This window comes from Rhodococcus tibetensis (assembly GCF_024438035.1).
In the GTDB taxonomy this organism is placed as follows: domain Bacteria; phylum Actinomycetota; class Actinomycetes; order Mycobacteriales; family Mycobacteriaceae; genus Rhodococcus_F; species Rhodococcus_F tibetensis.
In genome coordinates this window covers 55,904-74,481 of the sequence record NZ_JANFQF010000026.1, presented here as the reverse complement: position 1 = coordinate 74,481, position 18,578 = coordinate 55,904, and the positions used below count along the sequence as shown (strand labels likewise).

The window sequence follows — 18,578 nt, the reverse complement described above, 5'->3', positions numbered from 1 at the left end:
CCTTCGCCGCCCCCACCAGCAATGGGTCCCAGTACACCACGCGGAGCCCATCGGCGACACCGGAAATCGGCGTGCTCAGGGCTCGATGGAGCTCTCGCCGTAGCAGTCCCGCACCGCCACATCCATCGGGAACCGCACCGGTGTGTCACCGAAGAGAAGCCGAGTGGCGACGTCGACGGCGGCGAGAACGTGCCGGGTAGCCGACTCCGGGTTCCGGGTGTGCACCATCACCTCGTCGTGCTGGAAGAAGACCAGTTCGCTGTCGGAATCGCCGGCGAGCCGGCGTCGCAGATCGCCGAGGACACAGAGCGCCCATTCGGAGGCGGTGGCCTGCACCACGAAGTTTCGGGTGAACCGGCCACGCGAACGGGCGTCACCGTGTGACCAGAAGTCGGGTGCCGGCGGTGGGCAGGCCCGGCCGAGCCATGAATGCACCACCTCACCGCGTTCGCCCGCGCGGGCGGCCTTCTCCACGTACTCGACCGCGACGGGGAAACGCGTGCGCAACAGCGTGAGCAGCGAACGGGCCTCACCTGCCGTGGCGCCGTAGAGAACGCCGAGGATCGCCACCTTGGCCTTGGCCCGGTCACCGTCGAACGTCTCTGCGGCCACCGGTGCATAGAGGTCGTCCGCACCGGCCGCTGCCACCATGCGCGGGTCACCCGACATGGCCGCCAGAATGCGCGGCTCGAGCTGACCCGCATCGGCGATGACGAAGGTGTGGCCCGGGTCGGCGATCACGCTCGAACGCAGCGGCTTCGGGATCTGCAGAGCCCCACCACCACGACTCGCCCAGCGGCCCGACACGACACCACCAGGCACATAGACCGGCCGGAAGCGGTTGTCGCGTACCCAGCTGTCGAGCCACTGCCAGCCGTTGGTGCTGAACAACTTCGACAGATCGCGGTGATGCAGGAGGAAGGGCACGGCGGGGTGCTCGATCTCGCGCAGCAGATGCTTCCGCGTCGACACGAGTTCGATGCCCTCGCGGCGGAAGGCGTCGATGACCTCCACGTGGGACGCCGGGTTGATGCTGCGGCCGAAGGCCGCACCGATCTCGGCGGAGACGTTCTGGATGCGCTGCGGAAGGTCGTACCCCACCGGCCGCGGCCCCAGTGCGGCTTCGAGGAAAGCCTTATGGGCGGCGGCGGAGAAGGGCAATCCGTCGAAGCTCATCTCCGCGGCGGCGAGCGCCCCTGCCGACTCGGCCGCGACCAGCAGATCCAGCCGGGAATCGGTGCCGATCGTCCTCCGTTGTTCGGCGAAGCCGGCCACCACGTGTTCCGGATCCGCGACCGGCGCGGCATCGAACAGGCCGAGGCGATCGTCGGTGAGCGGTTCCTCGGTGGGCGCCGCCGGGACGCCGTCGCGCATGCTCAGGATCGCGTGGGTGAGGGCGAGGTCGTGACAACGCCCGACTCGAACTCCGGCCTTCAGCAATGGGGTGTAGACGGCCGCGGTGCTCGTCCAGATCCAGCGGGGATGATCGGCGGCTTCGATGTCGCGGACCGCAGCGCTGGCGTCGGAGTGACGGCGTGGCGATTCGAGCGGAACTCCGGCCGAATCGGTGCGGATCGTCGTCGCACCACCATCGGCGCCCGGAACCATCACCACTCTCACGGGCCCAGTCTGCTCCCCACCTCCGACAGGCTGGGACGCCGCCGTCGGTAGCGAGGAAACCCGCAGGTAGGGCAGTACACTGAAGCGAGACGCTTCTCGCTGGAAGGAGGCGCATTCGATGGCAACCATCGAGGAGTTCGAGCGGACGGTGACCGACAAGGTGATCGCCGGACTCCACTGCACATTCGCCGACTACAAGGCGCGGGGAGTCGAAGCTTCCGAACTCGGCGATGCCGATCAGTTCGTCAACCGGATCCTGGCGGCCGTCCCGGCCCCGCATCCCTGGTATGAGCAGTTCGGAACGTATTGGTCGAGTTCGTCCGCCTGATTCACTCCCCGCCCGCGAGCACGGGTTCTGGTGCGCTCGGCGCCTTGTGCCGGCGATGCAGACCTTTCCGGTCGTAGAAGCGGGTGACGGCAGCCCCGAAGATCAGGCCGATGAGCAGACCGCCGGCGGTCATCCACACTGCGTGGATGAGCCCTGCGTCGCCCTTCGCGCCGAAGTACAAGATGGCGCGCACACCGATGTAGATCTGGTGCATCGGCTCGAACTCGCCGAGCCAGGTATACAAGCGCGGTGCAGCCTCGAGAGGGATGGTGCCCCCCGAGGAAGGCAACGCGAGGACGACGAAGATCATGAGGTTGATGAGCAGCCCGAGATTGCCGAACGCGGCCATCACCGACATCGCCGTGATGCCCACAGCAGCGATGGCGAAAGCCCCGTACTCCCACAGGGCCAGCGGGTCGGTGATCGGTAATCCCAGTGCCGAGCTGATCCAGAGGTACAGCCCGGAGACGATCCCCGCGAGCAGCGTCATGACGGCCCACTTGACCAGCAGGGTGTTGAAACGTGAAATCGGCACGGCCTCGTTGTGCAGGTACAGGGGCCCGATCTCGGTGGGGGTGAATCCCAGCATGCCGTCGACGAGAGTGCTCGCGATGGTGGCGCCGGTGAAGCCCGCGAGGACGAGGAGCAGGGCGTAATAGAATGCTGCCAGACCGTAGCCGGTGCCCTCGGGCAGGGGGTTGTGGGCGACGATCCGCACGTCGATGGGGTCGGTGAGGACAAGTCGGCTGGCGCCCGACAGCTGGGCGTCGGGTGCGGTGGCCGCGAGCTGCTGGGTCACCTGGGCCGTGAGTTGCTCGCCCATCGTCTGATTGGCTTTGTCCATCGCCATCTGACCGATGTTCGACACCAGATTGGCACTGATCGTTCCCGCCCGCGGATTGGTGTATACGGTGATGACCGGCCGCTCCACGTCACCGGGAATCACACTCGCCTGCGCCAGGATGAACGTGCGTTTCGTGAAATCGCTCGGAATGACGATGGCACCGTAGAGGTCACCGTTGTCGAGTTCCGACTGCGCCTCGGCGATCCCGATTCGCCGAAGTTCCACCTTCTCGGGGTCGACACCGTCGATCAGTCCCGCCTCGATCTGGTCACCGAGGTTCTGCTGCTGGGGCGGAGTCGAGCCGGGGAGTGCATCACCCTCGTCCTGGTTGACGAGCGCGATCGGGAAATGGTCGAGATTCTTGGTGGGGTCGAGCATGCCGCCCATGTACAGCGCGGCCAGCAGCGACATGACGATCGACACCAGCAGCAGCGGGGCGATCCAGAAGCGTGGTGTCCGGAGCACGTTTTTCTTGCCGGCCCCGCTCGTCTCGTGTGCCATCGCCCCTCGCGTCCTCCCGTGTCGACATCGGGCCGCCCCGCAGGCCCGACCAGCCGGGTCAAGCCTAGGCGGTGGTCCGCGCAATGCCGGTCCGACCCGAGGACTCGGTTGGGTCGCGGTCGTTGTCGGCGGCCGCCTTGTATGCCGATTCGGACATGCCGCGGTGCCAGTATCCGATGAGCAGCACCTGCGAACGATCGAGCCCGGCCTCTGTGCGCAGGTATCGGCGGAGTTCGCGGACGGTCGCCGATTCGGCACTCACCCACGCGAACATCGCGGATCGGTCCGCCGGGAGGGGAGCGGCCCGGACGTTCTCGGCGAGCCGACTGCCGCCACCGTGCCGGTACAGCCACTCCACCTCGACACCGGCCGGATGGCGCAGATCGTGCCGCTCGAGCTCGTCGGCGACCTCGATCAGCACGCGTCCCGACGCGTCCACCGGGAGATCCTCGAGGATGGCGGACATGGCGGGAAGTGCCGACTCGTCGCCCGCGAGCAGGTACCACCGCGCGGGACGGATCGATTTTCCGCCGCCGCCGAGCACGCCCAGCCGATCCCCGGGCGCGGCGCCCCGGAGCCACCGCGCTGCGACGCCCTCGTCGCCGTGGTCGACGAAATGCACGTCCAGTTCCGCGTTTTCCCGGCTGAGCCGCCGCACTGTGTACGTGCGTACGAGTTGCCGTCCCTCGGGGTCCGGCCACCGGTAACGGCCGTCGGCGTCGGAGTCGGGAAGCAGCAGGCCGTGTACCGGATGCGGGAAACACAACTTGATGTTGGGTACGCACGATCCAGCGGCGTAGTCGAGCACCTCGGTTCCGGCGAAGCGGACGCACGTCATCCGCGGGGTGACCGGGTGAATGTCTGCGACCTGCAGGACGAGCGGGAGCCGAGGCGTGCTCATCGGGCGGCCGTGACGTCGAACCAGGCGTCGAGGGTCGGCTCCCCGACGAGGTCGACGAGATCGACGGCCACGCCGGCCGTCCGCCACCGTTCCACCAGCGCCATGACGCGCACAGAGTCCATTCCCTCGTCGAGAAGGTTCGCCGAATCATCGAGTTCGGCAACCGGGACGCCGAGGATGTCGGCGACATCCTCGCGAATACGGCCACGGCTGAGTGCGGTCTTCGGGGCAGAGCTCACTGGTTTCCTCCGGTTCGTCGCTCGGATCTCGACTCGTTGAGCCGCTTCGGCGACATGGGGTAGGTTGCTGAGTTAGTGAAGCCTAAGCATAGTTGTTCTGGGTTCCCGCGAGCGGGTACGGAGAGCTTCTGCAACCGAGTGTGAATGGATGACGATGGCCGGATTCTCGAGATACGCAATCGACTTGACGCCGCTACGGACGAGTCGCGAATTCCGGTACATCTTCGTTGCCCGCACCATCTCGATCTTCGGACTTGGCCTCCTACTGGTGGCGGTGCCGCTGCAGGTGTACGACATGACGGGTTCCACACTCTCCGTCGGCGCGGCCAGCATCGTCGTGGGATCGTCGGTATTCATCGGAACTCTGTTCGGTGGAGTGATCGCGGACAGGTACGACCGGCGACCCGTCATCGCTCTCGCGCGCGCCGGCGCGGGTATCGCCTTCGCGATCCTGGCGCTCAACGCGTTCTTGCCGACACCGCAGCTGTGGGTGATCTACCTGTGTGGCGTGATCGAGGGATTTGCAGGCGGCATCTCGTCGACTGCCTTGATGGCCGTGATTCCGTCGCTCCTCCCGAAAGACAAGATGGCGGCCGCCGGGGCACTGATGACGGTCATGGCCGACCTCGGCACCGTTGCGTCGCCGGCGATCGGCGGCATGATCATCGCGGCGACCTCGGTGGGCACCAACTATGTGCTGGCCGCCGTCTCCTCGGCGATCACCGCCTACTGCATCGCCCGGTTGCCTTCGCTGCCGCCGCCCGTCGAGAACACCGAGGGACCACTGCGTTCGATCGTCAGCGGATTCACCTACGCCGCGAAGGATTCCGTGGTGGGCGGCACTCTGCTCGTAGGCTTCTGCGCGATGATGCTCACGGGATGGAACGTCCTGCTGCCCGCCTATGCGAGTGAGGTGCTCCATACCGGCCCCGCCGCAACCGGATTCCTCTACAGCGCACCCGCCGTGGGCGCTCTCACCGGATCGCTCACCAGCGGCTGGACCGGGACGGCCCGTCGAGGCGGGCTCGTGGTGTTCCTCGCGGCGATGATCGCGGCGGGAGGTCTGGTCGGTGTGGGCGCCGTGCCGATGTTCGCCGTCACGTTCCTCGGTCTTGCGGCACACGGATTCGGACGGGTCGTCGGGGACATCCTGCGCTACGCGGTGATCCAGACCGAGACACCGGAGGAATACCGGGGCCGCGTCGCCGGTGTGTGGGGCGCGCAGATCTCCACCGGCTCGGCGGCGGGAGCACTCGTCGCGGGTGCCGTCGGCGCCGCGGTCGGGCCCCGGGAAGCATTCCTGCTCTACGGTGCCGGCGGCATCGCCGTCCTCGCCGTCCTCGCACTCGTCCTGAAGGGGTTGCGCACCTACAGCAGTGCCGCCGCCGAAGAGGTAGACCTCTCGGCGGCGGCACAGTGACACCAGTCGGGAACTAGCTGGTCGAGGCGTTGTTCGCGGCCAGCGAGAGCTGCGGAACCAGCTTGTCGAGCAGCCACGGCATGCTCAGGACGTTCGGTGAGCTCGACGCGAACACCAGCGGCGGGTCGGTCAGGCCGAGGTAGGAGTTGGTGCGCACCGACTTCAGACCGGCGAACAACGGGTTCGACTGCACCTCGTTCTGCAGCTCCGGCGACAGGTACCACGCGAGCAGAACGTCCGGGTTGTAGGTGGGCAGCAGTTCGAGGCTGACCGGAGCCGCGAACTTGGTCTGGTCGCTCTTCTCCCGCAGCTGCTGTGCGAGCGGGTCGACGGTGAATCCGAGGCCGGCAAGCATCTTCAGCCGCGGGTCGGTGTCGAAGTAGAAGTTGTACGAGCCCGGTTCGGTGCCGCTACCGAACGCCACGGTCTTTCCGGCGAATTCGGGGTGCTGCGACTTCTGCTCGGCCAGTGCGTCCTGCGTGTTCGTGACCAGTTCCTCGGCCTGTGCGGACCGGCCGAGCGCCTTACCGACGGTGGTGATCTGGTCTTCCCAGCTTGTCGCCCAGCGGCGCTCCGGGTAGGCAACGGTGGGCGCGATCGCCGACAGCTTGTCGAACTGCTCCTGGTTCAGGCCCGAGTGCACGGCGAGAATGACGTCGGGATCGAGCGACGCGATCTGCTCGTACGGCATCTCCTTGCTCGACGCCGTCAGCAAGGTGGGCTCGGCGTTCGGGTCGAGTTCCTCGAGGCGGGCCCGCGACCACGGCAGGAGGCCGTCGTCGGTTCCGGTATCGGACTTCATGTTCTGGACGGCGACGGGAACGACGCCGAGTGAGAGCGCGGCATCCTCGCTGCCCCACCCGAGCGTGATGACACGCTCGGGGGCTTCGGTGATCTCGGCGGTGCCCAGTGCCGACTGAATCGACACGGGGAAGGCCGACGCATCGGCCTGTCCGGTGGCGGATGCCGCCGAGTCGGTCGAACCGGACTTCGACTCGCTGCAGGCGCCGGCCAGCAGGGCGGTTGCCGCGAGCATCACGATCCCGGTTCTGCGCCAATATCTTCCGGACGTTGTCATCGATCTCCCTGTTCTCTTACTTGATGGGTTTGCGGGGTGTGTGAGCCGAACGCGGCCAGTGCGGCGTTCACCACAGTGCCGACCTCCCCGATCCATCGGGGCTGGGTCATGTCCTTGTGCTCACAGTCGAGGTCGTGATTGACGATCGTGCCGTTGACGTAGGGCTCCCACAGTCGGTGCGTGGCCGCCGTGGCGGGATTGCGTGCCGCAGTGAAGAAGAGCAGGTCGGAATTGACGACGATCTGCGAAGGCTCGGACTCGAGGCGCACGGCGTTGGCGAAGTTGTCGATCATCGCGGCTGGGGTGTGCTCGTTGATTCCGGCCAGGGCGCTGCCCTCACCGCGGAGAATATCGATCACCTGCTGCCGGGTCAGTCCCTCTGCGAGAAGCGGTTCGGGATCGTAGCCGACCATGTACAGCAGCGCGGCCAACGCGTCCTGCTCCGTCGGCATCGACGCCCACGCATCGGACGGGAAGGAATCGAGCATCACCAGCATGCCCAGATCGTCACCCTGCTCCTGGAGCGTGCCCGCGATGGCATGTGCCACCACTCCGCCGAGCGACCAGCCGAGGAGGTGGTACGGCCCGGTCGGTTGCACGGTGCGCATGTGCTCGAGGTACTCGGAAGCCATGTCCTGAAGGGTCTCGGGTGGCCGCGACGAGGTCGACAGGTTCGACGCCTGCACCCCGTACAGCGGGTAGGCGGGGTCGATGTGCCGCAGCAGTCCCGAATAACCCCAGCTGATTCCGCCTGCCGGGTGGAAGCAGAACACGGGCGGCCGGGAGCCCTCGGTGCGAAACGGCAGGAGGACGGCGAGCGCGTCGGCGTCGGAGTCGTCGTCGAGCCGATCGGCGAGTTGCGCGACGGTCGGTGCGGCGAACAGTGAAGCCACCGTCGCGGTCACGGACAGCCGCTTCGAGATCTCGCTCATCAGCCCCGCTGCCATCAGTGAGTGGCCGCCCAGGTCGAAGAAGCTGTCGTCGATCCCCACCCGCTCGATGCCGAGCGCCTCGGCGAACAACTGGCACAGCACTTCTTCGCGTGCCGTGCGCGGACCGCGTTCGGACACCTGCAACGACAGATGGGGGACGGGCAGAGACGATTGGTCGAGCTTGCCGTTGGGGAGCGTCGGGAACTCGTCGACCGCAATGAACGCCGCGGGAATCATGTAGTCCGGCAGACGACTGGCGGCACGGCGATGCAATTGGTCGGGGTCGATGCGGCCGCCGGGAACCGACGTGGCGTATGCGACCAGGCGTTGATCGCCGGGCCGGTCCTCGCGCACCACGACCACGACGTGCTCGACGTCCGGGTCACCGGACAACACGGCCTCGATCTCGTTGAGCTCGATGCGGAACCCGCGCACCTTCACCTGTGTGTCGGCGCGGCCAGTGAAGTAGATCTGCCCGTCCCGACCCCACCAGACGACGTCCGACGTCCGGTACATGCGGGTGCCGGGGTCTCCAAACGGGTCGGCGACGAATCGTTCGGCGGTCTTCGTGCTCTGGTGACGGTAGCCGCGGGTGACGCTGTCGCCGGCCAGGTACAGCTCACCGGATACACCGGGTGGTACCGGCCGCAAGCCCGAATCGAGTACATACGCGTGCTTGCCCGGATCGATGACGCCGATCGGTACCGGGCCCTCGTGTCCTGGCTGCACCAGGGCGAGTGTGGCATTGACCGTGCACTCGGTGGGGCCGTAGGCGTTGAACAACCGGCGACCGGGCGCATATCGCTCGATCAGCTGGGCCGGGAGTTTCTCGGCACCGAGCATCAGGTCGACACCACCCGGGATCGGATGCTCGGGAGGGAACGCGGCCGCGAACGACGGGGGAACCCCCACGAAGTTCACCCGGTGGTCGCGGATGACGCGCGCGAGCGGTTCACCCGGGACCCGGTCGGCGTCCGTGGCGACCACCAGGGTTCCGCCCGACAGCAGGCCCCACATGATTTGCCAGAACGCGAGATCGAAACTGATGGAAGAGAAGTGCAGTGCCCGGGTATCGGCATCCATGCCGATCACGTCCGACTGCAACGACAGCAGGTCCGCGATGCCGCGATGTGGGACCACCACGCCCTTCGGCACACCCGTCGAGCCGGACGTGTAGATCAGGTACGCCGCGTCGTCGAGTCTCAGTGGCCGGGTGCGATCGTCGTCCGTGACGGCTACGGCCGGGTGTGCGTCCAGAAGCGTCTGCACCTGGATGTCGTCGAGATCGATCATCGGAATGCCGGTGCCCAGCGGGGTGCGATCAGGTACCCCGGCGGACGAGGTGACGACGGCGACCGGTGAGCCGTCGGCGAGCATGTGCGCAATCCGGTCCGCCGGATAGGTGGGGTCGATCGGTAGGTAGGCGGCGCCGCTCTTGAGCACGGCGAGGACGGCGACGATCAACTCGGCTGAACGGTCGAGCGCGAGAGCCACCACGTCTCCCGGTCCGGCGCCCCGCGCAATCAGGAGGTGCGCAAGTGCATTCGCGCGAGAATCGAGCTCGCCGTACGTGAGGGACGTCGCCGGTCGGACAGTGCGGCCCACGGTGAGAGCCTCGGCGTCCGGCGTGCGGGCTACCTGCGCGGAGAAGTACTCGTCGAACGTACGGGCCGTGATGGTATGGCCCCGATGTGACCATGCGCCGAGCACCTGCGCACGCTCGATAGCGGTGAGGATGTCGAGCCGGGCGATGGACTCGTCATGACGGTCCACGAGTCGCTCGATCACCACGGCGAGGCGGTCGGCCAGAGAATCGACGGTGGCGTCATCGAAGAGTTCGGTGGAGTATTCGATGGTGACGTCGACCCCGCCCTGACCCGCGTGTTCCTGGAAGCGAAGCGCCAAGTCGAATTTGGCGGACGTCGCGTCGAGCATTCGCACCGACGACTCCGTGCCGTCGAACCGCTGCGGTGAACCGTCCTCCTTCCAGTGCGACAGCATCACCTGGAAGAGCGGATGGCGGGCGCTGGACCGCGGTGGGTTGACCAGTTCGACGATGCGGTTGAAGGGGACGTCGGAGTGGTCGACCGCCTCGAGGTCGACCGTCCGCACGCGGTCGACCAGCTGATCGAACGTGGGAGCCCCCGACACATCGGTGCGAAGGACGACGGTGTTGACGAAGCAGCCCACCATGCCGTCGAGTTCCGGGTGGTTGCGGCCGGCGACAGGGACGCCCAGCGCGATGTCCTCGCCCGCGCCGAGTCGTTCCAGCAGAACGGCGACGGCGGCGTGGACGATCATGAAGAAGCTGGCGCGCCGCTCTGTTGCGAGGGAGTCGATCGCGGCGTGCAGCGTCGGCGACAACGTGCGGTGCACACTGGCACCGCGATGGGTCGGCAGCGCTGGGCGCGGACGGTCCGTGCGCCAGCCGAGTTCCAACGGCAGTCCCGCCAGGTGCTTTTCCCAGTAGTCGAGTTGACCGTCGGCGGCACGTTCGCGCTGCCACACGGCAACATCGGGATACTGCAGGGAGAGCGGCTCGAACACCGGAGGCCGGCCGGCGCGGCGGGCGTTGTATGCGAAGGCCAGGTCGCCGAGCAGTTTCGACTGTGACCACTCGTCCCCGATGATGTGATGGATCAACAGAACCAACGTGTGCTGCGGTTCGTACAGAACGCCGCGCAGCGGTGGTTGCTCGGCCAATCCGAGGCCCACCGTGGTCATTGCAGAGATGTGGGCCTCGATGTTCCCAATGTTGTCGACGCGTTCGAGGCGGACCTTCGACTGCCCGGCGGGCAATACCACCTGATGCGGAACGGAGTCGACGAGCGGAAAGACCGTACGCAGCGACTGGTGCCTCGTGACGACATCCGTGAGCGCAAGAGCCAGAGCGTCGGGATCCGGTGCGACGTCGAAGTTCACCGCCAGGCCGAGAAGATACGTTCCGCCACCCGCGGCACTGTCGAGGAACCAGAGCCGTTCCTGGGCGGGTGACAACGGCACGGGCGTGCCCTCGGGAATGCTCCGCGGAGTGGGGCCGGCGACGGTGGCCGTTCCGCCGGTCTCCTCTACGCGCGCAGCGACTCCGGCCACGGTGGGGTTGTCGAAGATCGTGGCGACACGCAGCGCGACACCGAGTTCCGCACCGATCGACGACACCAGGGCCGCCGCGAGCAGGGAGTTGCCGCCCAGCGTGAAGAAGTCGTCGTGGATGCCTATCTGCTCGGCCCCGAGCACGGAGGTGAACAGGGCAAGGATGCGGCGTTCGGCGTCCGTCCGCGGACCGTCGGCGGATTCTCCACGCCAGCGCGGGACGGGCAGTGCCAGTTTGTCGACCTTGCCGTTGGACGTCAGCGGCAACCGATCGAGAAGCATCAACGTCGACGGTGTCATGTAGCCCGGCAGCGTGCGTATCAGGTGCCCCCGCACCGCATCCTCGGTCACGTCCGGAGCAGACCCGGGTTCGGGTACGAGGTACCCGACGATCCTGTCGTCCCCGGCCTTCGGTGCGTAGACGGTGGCGACCGCGGCCCGCACCCCGGAAACCGCCGTCATCGCTGCCGTGATCTCGCCGAGTTCGATTCGGTATCCTCGTAATTGGATCTGATCGTCTACCCGGCCGCGGTAGTCGAGGGAGCCGGTGGCGTCGTAGCGCGCGAGGTCGCCCGTGCGGTACATCCGTGCGCCGTTCGGTACGAACGGGTCGGCAACGAACCTGCCGGCAGTCAGGCCGCGGCGGCCGAGATACCCCGGCGACAACCCGGGCCCCGACACATAGATTTCCCCGGTGACGCCTGGCGGTACGGGGCGCAGTCCCGGTCCGAGGACGTAGGTGCGCAGGTCGCCGAGTGGAACTCCGATGTCGACGGCATCGGAAGCGGTGACCCGGGCGGCCGTCACGTGCACGGTGGTCTCGGTGATTCCGTACATGTTGACGAGTTCGGTTTCACCGGACGAGCCGGAGGCGAACCAGGAGCGCAGCACGGCGGGATCGAGTGCCTCCCCGCCGAAGACGACGTACCGCAACCGAAGCCGCTCCCTCGCGCCTTCGGCGTCCAGCGCATCCACCAGATGGCCGAAGGCCGAAGGCGTCTGGTTCAGCACGGTGACACCTTCGTCGACCAGGAGTGTCGCGAGGTCCGCGGGTGAGGTGACAACTTCCTCCGGAACGGTGACGAGTCGCCCGCCGTAAAGCAGAGCCCCCCACATCTCCCAGACGGAGAAGTCGAAGGCGTACGAGTGCAGCAGTGGCCAGCAGTCGTCCGCGGTGAAGGTGAACCAGTCGCGGGTGGCCGCGAACAGACGCATCACGTTGCGGTGCAGGATGGGAACACCCTTGGGTACACCGGTGGAGCCGGACGTGTAGATGATGTAGGCGATGTCTTCGGCTCGAACCGTACTGCCGAGGGGGAGCGACGGTTCGGTCTCGCTGACGTGGTAGTCGACCCGGGGCAGGTGGCCCAGGAGATCGGCCGAGCCGATGGCGAGAGTGGGCTCGGCGTCACGGAGGATGAAGTCGACGCGCTCTGCCGGTGACGAGGGATCGATCGGGAGGTAGGTCGCCCCGCATCGCAGGACCGCGAGGATGGCGACGATCAGGTCGGTCTCTCTCGGCAGGCTGACTGCCACCACGGTGCCGCGACCGGCGCCTGCGTCCTGAAGTCGGCGCGCGAGAGTCCCACTGCGGTGCGCGAGTTCCCGGTAGGTCAGCTCGTTCACCGCCCGACGACCGGCATGACGGTCAGCCTGGACGAGGAAGGTGGAGACGATCGTTTCGGCAACCGTGTTCGGCACCGGCGGCGGAACCCGGCGAAGTCCGGCCGCCGACTGCCACAGCGCGAACTCGTCGGCGGCGCAGATATCTACGGTCGACGCCGGTCCGGGTGTGGACGAGATGCGCTGAAGGTACTGCGCGAACCGGTATAGGTGGGCATGAATCTCGTCTGCGCTGTACACCAGGGGATTGCCGGCCCATTCGAGAGTGAGCTCATCTCCCGCGCCCGTCACGGAGATCACCACGTCGTCCACCGGGCCGGTGGCCACCTGGTGGACCACACCGGTGGACGGGCCGAAACGTACTGCGGCGTCGAAGGGTTTGACGTTGACCACCGGACCGCCGCCTGAACCTTGATAAGTGTTCCGGACCCGCTGGAGCGGGCGTGTCGCCGCCAGCTGGGCAGCCGCCCGGCCGATCACGTCGGCGAACGTGGGGTGCCCGCCGAGCGAGAGGCGGAGCGGCACAATGTTCGTCGCCGTCACCGGTGATGTGAGTTCCACACCTGTGCGTGCGAGTACCGGAACCCGGAGGGTGACCTCGTCGGCGCCGGTGTGGGCACCGAGGTAGGTGGCGGCGGCAGCATAGACCGCCTCCGCCCAGGTGGCGCCGTTCGCCGACGCGGAAGCCCGCAAGCCGGTGGACACGTCCGACCCGAGGCCGAGCGCGACGCGGTGCGGCTCCGCAGTCGGGCGGCGGGTGGCGTCGGTGAAGGTGACGGAAGTGCTCGCTCGCGGCTGCGGTTGGGGTAGTGCGGAGTCGAGTTGCCGGGCCTGCTCGACGTGATCCCGCAGTGTGGGAAATCGGGCGGGCCGTGGATCGGTGCCCTGCTGGAGAGCAGTGTAGAGGGCCGCCACCCGGCGCGTGAGAAGTGAATAGCCGTAAGCGTCGAGGAGAACGTGCGGAGCGCGGAGATACCACAGGACACCGGTTTCCACGCGGATGACGGCGGTGCGCACGAGTGGAGCGGCCGCGAGGAGGTCGATCGGTCGGCGGACATCCGCCCGCATCCACTCGAGGGCGGCGGCCCTGCTCAGCTCCAAGGTTTCGACCTCGGGACCGCAGCGTCGATCGTGCACCTGGAGCACGTCGACGGGTTCGGCATCCGGTTCGGCGTCGAAACGAACCGACAGCACCTCGGCCTCGTCGATCATCGTCCGTACGGCCGATGTCAGGGCCCGGGCGTCCACGGCTGCGCCGATGTCGACGTACTCGGCTGTGGTGTGAGCCGATCCGGTCTCGTCGAGCTGATGCCCCGCCCACAACTCACGTTGAGCAGCGGTCAGGCACAGTGCAGTCGTGCCCTCCGCAGTTTCCCCGGCGGTCGGCGACGAAATCGAAAGGGACATCTGGCGGTGCTCCTGGTACTTGTCGGCGTGTGGTTCTTCGGTGGTGACCTCTGCGGTGATCAGCCGACTTCGAGGGGGGTGAGCGCGGATACCAGGGCGTCGGTGGTGAGCACCGAACCGCATCGTTTGGACGCATACGTCAGTGCCATCACATGTTCTTCGCGACTGAAATCGGCGGTCGCGTCGGAGACGAGGAAGGGCGCTACGTCCGACATGAAGGCCTCGGCCGCGCTGAGCATGCATCCCATGTGCGTGTAGACCCCGGTGACGATCAGCTGGTCACGCCCGTGGTGGCCCAGCAATTGCCGGAGGTCCGTGCGCTGAAATGCCGAGTACCGCCACTTCGTCACCTGGATGTCGCCGGCGCGTGGTGCCAGCGGTTCGATCACCTCGGTGTCGCGCCCGGACGAAAGGCCGGGCCCCCAGAAATCGGCGAGAATGCCACGACGTGAGGGGTGCTGGTCCCCGGGCTGCATCGTGTAGACGACCGGGATTCCTGCGAGCGAGCAGACTTCGCGGATCCGGATCATATTGGCGAGAGCGGTCGACATCGGCTCCGACCGCACGTCGTAGGCGTCGACGAAATAGTTCTGCATGTCGTGGATGAGCAGTGCGGATCGTCGGGGGTCGAGACGCCAGGAGACTTTCGATTCGGGCACTTCGTGAACTTCCGGAATCGGGTACGGCGAAATCGGCGGGATGGCCATGTATTCCCTCACTGTCGGTCGAACCTTGATGGAACCCCTCGAACATTTGGTTAGGCTAGCCTTGGCTATGTCGCTTGTGCAATCGGTACCTCTTGCGCTCGGGGAAGACCGGACAAGGCGTCGCACAGTAAGGTGACAGACCGGTGGGGGCCGGTCACGGACCTCACGTGCCGGAACCGCCGAGCCAGGAGAGACCGTTGACCAAGCTGCTGTTGCTGGTGCTGATCGTTGTCGTGATCGTCGGCATCGTGCTGATCCTGCGGAGCCGGACAAGCAAGAAGTCTGCGCCCGCAGCCCGCGTCGACCCGCTCGCCGACTACCCCGAGGTGTACGACCCGTACAAGATCGGTGTCGGCGACATCATCACGTACGCGGGCATCGACCACGTGGTGCGCGGCACCATCACCCTCGACGAAGAGGGGTACATCTGGCACGAACACCTGCTCGACGGCTCGACCGGGCAGCGCTGGCTGACCGTCGAGAACGACGAGGGCAACTTGGAGATGACGCTGTGGATGCGGCGCGAAGGCACCGGCCTCGAGCCGAACGGCGACGTGATCCTCGACGACAGGGTGCACCGGCAGATCGAGCGGGGCACTGCCTCGTTCACCGCGGAAGGCACCACCGGAACGGCGCCGAGCGGCCTCGTCGACTACGCGGACTACGAGACCGCAGACAAGACCGGACTGCTGTCTTTCGAGCGCTGGGCGCGGACGCAGTCGTGGGAAGTATCCACTGGCCGCGCCGTCACCCGCAGTGAGCTCACCGTCATCCATTCGGGTCCACCGCAATGAGCCTGCACATCCTGGACGTCGAGTCGCGGGATGTGACGGCCCGCGCGCTCGGGCTCGTCGTGAACGCCGAAACCCCGATTCCCCTAGCTCAACTCACCGTCGTCGATGGCAACGATTCCGTCATCCTGGGCGTGCTCGGCGCGTCGCACGCCGTCACGGCGTCCCTTGCCGGGCACCGCATCACCGAGCAGGTGTCGTGTGATGCGGTGCGGGCGGGTGGTCAGCCGCTGCCGGTGTCCGAGAGGGCGAGCGGCTACCAATTCAATTCCGATACCAGGACGGTCGACCGTGCATGTCTGGAACACACTGCCGAGTGGCTGCGCGGTCAGGCCACCGAGGTGGACGGGTGGATCTGCGGGTCGTTCCCCGGCGCCCGCACAGCCTTGACCGCCCTCACCGCGCAATCCGAACACGCGGGCGGGTGGGCCTGGCAGACCTGGCACCTGTATCCGGGCGAGGAGGACGGGGTGATCGTGCAGACGCGAAGTAGGTGGCAGCCGTGACACCCAATGTCAGGCGGGCGCTGCTCGCCCCGCTACTACTCGTGATGCTGGTGCTCACCGCCTGCGGTGGCAATATCCGCGACTTCATCGGAGACACGTACGCGCACCAGAACACCACCGGCGACGTCAAGACGTACACGTCCAAAGATCCCATCGGGACCACGGTGTCGAAAATTGTCAGCGAAGAAGCTCCAGCCGCCCGCAAAGCGGACGGTGGCAACGAGTACCTGCGCTACGACGACGACATCGTCACCGTCAGTGGGGCCCCCGGCGGCGGCAGCCTCATCCGCGTGGAAGACATCGACGGCCGATATCGAAGCGGTGGATTCGCCTACCTGGGACCGGGATTCAACCCTGGCTCACCGGCCGGCGGTGCCGGCGGCAGCGGCGGATCCGGCGATGCCAAATGACCATCGACCCACAACTCGGGAGTAGTGCGTGAACACCACCTATACGGCCGCAACCACCGAAATCGGCACCGTCGACGTCGGTCTCCTCGTGGGCGGCATGCTCGGAACCCTGGCGTACTTCGTGATCGGCATCGCCGTCCTCGGTGTCGGCTTCCTGGTCCTCGACCTGGCCACGCCCGGCAACCTCCGCCACCAGGTGTACATCGACAAGAATCCGAATGCGGCCATCCTTCTCGCGGCCAACCACCTCGCCCTCGCCGTCATCGTCGTCTCGGCCATCCTCACCAGCGACGACGGGTTCGCCCAGGGTCTCGCCGATTCCGCGGTCTACGGTCTCTTCGGCGTGCTCCTCCAGTTGATCGCGCTGCGCCTCATGAACCTCCTTCTGCCGGGGCGGCTGGTCGAACTGGTCGGCAACCCGCAGATGTGCGGTGCCGCGTGGGCTGTCGGAACGACGCTCTTCGCCATCGGACTCGTCAACGCGGCCGCCCTCACCTGATCCCCTGATCCGATGACGGCGGTAGCGGCAGAGTCCGGGACGAAGCGGGCGCTCGACGGACGTTCCCGAGTGCTCCTCCTCGCGGCGGTCGCCGCCTGCGCCGCCTGCGGGTTGATCTACGAACTGGCTCTGCTCACGCTCTCGATCAGCCTCACCGGTGGCGGCATCACCCAGACCTCGCTGATCGTCGCCGGGTTCGTGGCGGCGCTCGGCGTGGGCGCTCTCGCCGCCAAACCACTGCTCTCCCACGCCGCCGTGTCGTTCGTCGCCGTGGAGATCGTACTGGGCCTCGCCGGGGGCTTCAGCGCAGTGACGCTGTACGTGACATTTACGTTCTTCGGCTCGAGCGCAGTCGTTCTCGTCCTCGCCACAGCACTCATCGGTGTCCTGGTCGGCGCCGAAGTACCGCTGCTGATGACCCTGCTGCAGTCGGGGCGAAATGACAACGACGCCGAAACGACTGGCAAAGTGCTGGCCAACCTGAATGCTGCCGACTATGCGGGCGCACTCGTCGGTGGGTTGCTCTGGCCGTTCGTTCTACTTCCGGTCGCGGGGATGATCCGCGGTGCCGCCATCACGGGAATCATCAATCTCGTGGCGGCCGCGGTCGTGGCGCTGATCCTGCTGCGGTGGCAACTGAGCGTGCGCACCCGACTGCTCGCGGTGGTGGCGCTACTCCTGGCGGCTGCATGTATCGCCGTGTTGCTGGTGCGCGCGGACGGCATCGAGACCACCTCACGGCAACGGCTGTACACCGACCCGGTGGTGGCGGCCGAGCGGTCGCAGTACCAGGAGATCGTGGTCACCGAACGCGGCAATGACGTGCGTCTGTTCCTCGACGGTGACCTCCAGTTCTCGAGTGCCGACGAGCACCGCTACACCGAATCCCTCGTGTACCCGGCGATGGCCCGCAACCCGGAGAGGGTGCTGATCCTCGGCGGGGGTGACGGCCTCGCCGCCCGTGAGGTACTGCGGCTGAACGGGGTGCGGGAGATCGTGCAGGTGGAACTCGACCCCGCCGTGGTTGAACTCGCCTCTACCCGCCTTGCGGACCTCAACAAGGGCGCTCTGCAGGATCCCCGCGTGCACGTGGTGATCGACGACGCTTTCCGGTGGTTGCGGGATCCACCCGGCAACGGGTTCGACGCCGTCATCGTCGACCTTCCCGATCCCGACACACCGGCGCTCGGACGCCTGTACTCCACCGAGTTCTACGGGCTCGTTGCCGGCGCACTCGAGCCCGGCGGCCTGATGGTCGTGCAAGCGGGAAGCCCCTATTCGACACCCGACGCGTTCTGGCGCACCACGTCCACGGTCGCGTCGGCGGGCCTGAGCGTCACGCCGTACCACGTGCTGGTGCCCAGCTTCGGAGACTGGGGATTCGTCCTCGCCTCGCCGGACCCCGAGGCCCCGTCACTGCACCTCCCGTCGGACGTGCCCGACCTGCGGTTCCTCGACGAACCCACTCTCGCGGCGTCCGCTGTCTTTTCCCGCGACCGTCCCCCGCGCGTGCTCGAGCCCTCGACGCTGGACCGGCCGCGGATCGTCGACGACATGCGTAAGGGCTACGAGCGCTGAGGTGCGGCTTCGCCGGTCCGTGTCAAGGCCACTGCACAAAACTAGTTCACAGATATACTAAAACGACATGGCGGGCACTGGGCCCGCCACCCGCTCGCGAT

Annotated in this window: 14 protein-coding genes; 7 read left to right on the top strand and 7 right to left on the bottom strand. The window is 66.9% G+C overall.

The features are described 5' to 3' along the window. Positions 1–75: 75 nt before the first annotated feature. Positions 76–1,620 (bottom strand): bifunctional 3'-5' exonuclease/DNA polymerase, encoded by a 1,545-nt coding sequence (locus tag NOF53_RS24165; RefSeq protein WP_255973578.1) that lies wholly within the window; start codon positions 1,618–1,620, stop codon positions 76–78. A gap of 118 nt (positions 1,621–1,738) precedes the next feature. Between NOF53_RS24165 and NOF53_RS24160 the strand changes: the two genes are divergently transcribed. Beyond that, positions 1,739–1,948, top strand: coding sequence for a hypothetical protein (locus NOF53_RS24160; protein WP_255973576.1), 210 nt, complete (start codon positions 1,739–1,741; stop codon positions 1,946–1,948). A gap of 1 nt (position 1,949) precedes the next feature. Here NOF53_RS24160 and NOF53_RS24155 read toward each other — a convergent pair whose 3' ends face one another. The 3 genes from NOF53_RS24155 to NOF53_RS24145 form a co-directional block, all read right to left on the bottom strand. Further along, entirely contained in the window at positions 1,950–3,293 is a 1,344-nt protein-coding gene (locus tag NOF53_RS24155; protein WP_255973574.1) for a YhgE/Pip domain-containing protein, read from the bottom strand. Between the two features lie 64 nt (positions 3,294–3,357). Then, positions 3,358–4,194 (bottom strand): siderophore-interacting protein, encoded by an 837-nt coding sequence (locus NOF53_RS24150; protein ID WP_255973572.1) that lies wholly within the window; start codon positions 4,192–4,194, stop codon positions 3,358–3,360. Further along, positions 4,191–4,433 carry a phosphopantetheine-binding protein gene (locus NOF53_RS24145; protein ID WP_255973570.1) on the bottom strand — a complete coding sequence of 81 codons (243 nt, stop codon included), beginning with the start codon at positions 4,431–4,433 and terminating at the stop codon, positions 4,191–4,193. Before NOF53_RS24145 ends, NOF53_RS24150 begins: the two co-directional genes overlap by 4 nt. Positions 4,434–4,587: 154 nt before the next feature. Between NOF53_RS24145 and entS the strand changes: the two genes are divergently transcribed. Beyond that, the gene (entS, locus tag NOF53_RS24140) at positions 4,588–5,853 is read left to right on the top strand and encodes an enterobactin transporter EntS (RefSeq protein WP_255973621.1); all 1,266 of its coding nucleotides are present in this window, start codon (positions 4,588–4,590) and stop codon (positions 5,851–5,853) included. Between the two features lie 13 nt (positions 5,854–5,866). Here the strand turns inward: entS and NOF53_RS24135 are convergent, their stop codons facing one another. The 3 genes from NOF53_RS24135 to NOF53_RS24125 are packed head-to-tail and all read right to left on the bottom strand — an operon-like array spanning position 5,867 to position 14,693. Beyond that, positions 5,867–6,931 (bottom strand): iron-siderophore ABC transporter substrate-binding protein, encoded by a 1,065-nt coding sequence (locus tag NOF53_RS24135; protein ID WP_255973568.1) that lies wholly within the window; start codon positions 6,929–6,931, stop codon positions 5,867–5,869. Continuing rightward, complete coding sequence (locus NOF53_RS24130) at positions 6,928–13,986, bottom strand: non-ribosomal peptide synthetase (protein ID WP_255973566.1); 7,059 nt, start codon at positions 13,984–13,986, stop codon at positions 6,928–6,930. The genes NOF53_RS24135 and NOF53_RS24130 overlap by 4 nt, the downstream gene beginning before the upstream one ends. 59 nt (positions 13,987–14,045) lie before the next feature. Then, positions 14,046–14,693, bottom strand: coding sequence for an isochorismatase family protein (locus NOF53_RS24125; RefSeq protein WP_255973620.1), 648 nt, complete (start codon positions 14,691–14,693; stop codon positions 14,046–14,048). 197 nt (positions 14,694–14,890) lie between these two features. Between NOF53_RS24125 and NOF53_RS24120 the strand changes: the two genes are divergently transcribed. Genes NOF53_RS24120 through NOF53_RS24100 form a run of 5 tightly spaced genes read left to right on the top strand, consistent with a single transcriptional unit; the run spans position 14,891 to position 18,477 of the window. Continuing rightward, positions 14,891–15,487 (top strand): DUF4178 domain-containing protein, encoded by a 597-nt coding sequence (locus NOF53_RS24120; RefSeq protein ID WP_255973564.1) that lies wholly within the window; start codon positions 14,891–14,893, stop codon positions 15,485–15,487. Beyond that, complete coding sequence (locus NOF53_RS24115; protein ID WP_255973562.1) at positions 15,484–15,990, top strand: DUF2617 family protein; 507 nt, start codon at positions 15,484–15,486, stop codon at positions 15,988–15,990. Before NOF53_RS24120 ends, NOF53_RS24115 begins: the two co-directional genes overlap by 4 nt. 44 nt (positions 15,991–16,034) lie before the next feature. Beyond that, positions 16,035–16,400 (top strand): DUF4247 domain-containing protein, encoded by a 366-nt coding sequence (locus tag NOF53_RS24110; protein WP_305087271.1) that lies wholly within the window; start codon positions 16,035–16,037, stop codon positions 16,398–16,400. A 28-nt stretch (positions 16,401–16,428) separates the two neighbouring features. Next, positions 16,429–16,899: a DUF350 domain-containing protein gene (locus tag NOF53_RS24105; RefSeq protein WP_255973557.1), complete on the top strand. Its 471-nt coding sequence runs from the start codon at positions 16,429–16,431 to the stop codon at positions 16,897–16,899. Between the two features lie 12 nt (positions 16,900–16,911). Beyond that, positions 16,912–18,477 carry a polyamine aminopropyltransferase gene (locus NOF53_RS24100; protein WP_255973554.1) on the top strand — a complete coding sequence of 522 codons (1,566 nt, stop codon included), beginning with the start codon at positions 16,912–16,914 and terminating at the stop codon, positions 18,475–18,477. The last annotated feature ends 101 nt before the right edge of the window (positions 18,478–18,578 follow it).